Annotated in this window: 2 protein-coding genes; one reads left to right on the forward strand and one right to left on the reverse strand. The window is 75.9% G+C overall.

Annotated elements, in window-relative coordinates:
* Nucleotides 1-139: 139 nt before the first annotated feature.
* Entirely contained in the window at nucleotides 140-1,486 is a 1,347-nt protein-coding gene (locus ABZ885_RS39985) for an MATE family efflux transporter (protein WP_360199946.1), read from the reverse strand.
* 167 nt (nucleotides 1,487-1,653) lie between these two features.
* On the opposite strand from ABZ885_RS39985, the gene ABZ885_RS39990 reads away from it, so the two are divergent.
* Nucleotides 1,654-2,016 (forward strand): PadR family transcriptional regulator (locus tag ABZ885_RS39990; protein WP_360199948.1); only part of this gene is annotated, 363 nt, incomplete at its 3' end.

Here is a 2,016-nt window from a genome sequence, read left to right on the forward strand (position 1 = left end):
CGTGGACGTCGCGGGCCGGGCGCGTCCGGCGCTGGGGCGGAGCGAGAGGCCGGAGACCGTCCCGCTCTCCTTCGCGCAGCGCCGGCTCTTGGCGACGGAGCGGTAGCGGGCGCCGCGCGGGGTCGGGTCCGGGCGGCCGTCACGCCGCCTGCTCCAGGACGCGGCGCTCCTCGGCGGCCTCTCCGGCGTCCCCGCCCTTCCCCGCCGCCACCCGTCGGCCGGTCAGCAGCCGCATCAGGCCGAGCTGCACGACCGCCCCCACCGTCATGCCGGCCCACAGGCCGTTCACCCCCAGCGGCCCGGACAGCGCCGCACCGGCGCCGAGCTGGGCGGTGAGGCCGAGCAGGACGGCGGCGACCAGCGGGCGGCCTGCGCCGGTGGCCTGGTGGACACCGCCGACGGCGACCACCAGGGCGTACGGGAGCAGGTAGAGGCCGGCCATCCGCAGGAAGCCGACGGAGTGGGCGGCCACCGCCTCGTCCGCCGTGAACAGTGCGGTGACCGGCTGCGCCAGCGCCGCGCAGAGGACCGCCGCGCCCGCACCGAGGACGCCGGCCAGCCGGGCGGTGTCCCGTCCGAGGGTGCGCAGCGCCGCGGTGTCGCCCGCGCCGCCGAGGCGGGCGGCCTCGATGGCGGCGGCCTGCCGGACGGCGTAGAAGGCCATGGTGACGATCAGCAGGACGCGGTAGCCGACGCCGTAGCCCGCGACCGCGGGGACGCCGAAGGCGGCGACCAGGCCGAGCTGTGCGGTGCCGACGCCCATCCGGGCGGTGAAGTCGAGGCCGAACGGGGCTCCGGCGGCCAGGATCCGGCGGGCGCTCGTGCCGAGGCCGCCGGCCGGGGCGGGCAGCCGGTGGCGGCGGCGCAGCAGCAGCGTCACCCCGAGGGCGACGGCGCGCGAGAGGGTCAGGGCGAGGGCGGCGCCGGTCACGCCGAGGGCCGGGAGCGGGCCGGGGCCGAGGACGAGCAGCGGGTCGAGGGCGAGCAGTAGGGCGTTGGAGAGCAGGGCGATCCGCATGGGCGTACGGGTGTCGCCGGTGCCCTTGAAGAGTTCGTCGGCGACGCGCTGCGCGAAGAAGAGCCCGAACGCGGGGAAGGCCACCGCGAAGTAGCCGGCGGCGAGCCGGGCGGCCTCGCCGTCGAGGAAGCCGCCGGCGATCCGGTCGCGGAGCAGGAAGCCGGGGACGGCGAGGGCGAGGCTGCCGGCGAGGCAGAGCCGCCAGGCGGCCCGTGCGGTGCGGCCGGCGGCCGCCCGGTCGTCGGCGCCGAGGGCGTGCGAGAGCCGGACGGTGGTACCGGAGGAGACCACCAGGACCAGGCCGAGCAGCAGGTTCTCCACGGTGCCCGCGAGGGTGACGGCGGCGACGGCGGCTCCGCCGAGCCCGGCCACCCAGAAGGTGCCGATGACCGAGGCGATCACCCCGGAGAGCAGTTCCCCGTAGACCGGTCCGGCCAGTGCGACCAGCTTCGCGCGGTGTCCCCGCATGTCGTCTCCCCCGTGTTCCGGACCGGCGCGGTGCGCGCCCGTCCACGTCGGGCCCCGAAGACCCCCGGGCCCGCTTGCCTCGAATAGAGATACATCTAATCGAGGCACCTCGGCAAGAGGTAACATGGCGCGGCAATGGAGCGCGCGCCGACGGAAAGGCTTCGACTGTGCTGACCCTCGCGATCCTCGGCTTCCTGCACGACGAACCGCTGCACGGCTACGAGTTGAAGTCCCGGATCACCGGCCTGACCGGCCACGTCCGCCCGGTCAGCGACGGTGCGCTCTACCCCGCGATCACCCGTCTGGAGAAGGCCGGACTGCTGGTCCGGCGCAGCGAGCCGGGCAGCGGCGCCGTGCCCCGGCAGGTGCTCGAACTGACCGCCGAGGGCCGTGCCGAACTCGCCCGCCGGCTGGCCGACCCGGACCAGGTGGAGATCTCCGACCAGATCCGCCCGCTGTCTGGCCGCCGCCGGGGCCGGGTTCTCCGACGTCGTCAAGCTGACGTACTTCGTCACCGACATGGCGTTCAT

It is taken from the genome of Kitasatospora sp. NPDC047058 (assembly GCF_040643935.1).
Lineage (GTDB): Bacteria > Actinomycetota > Actinomycetes > Streptomycetales > Streptomycetaceae > Kitasatospora.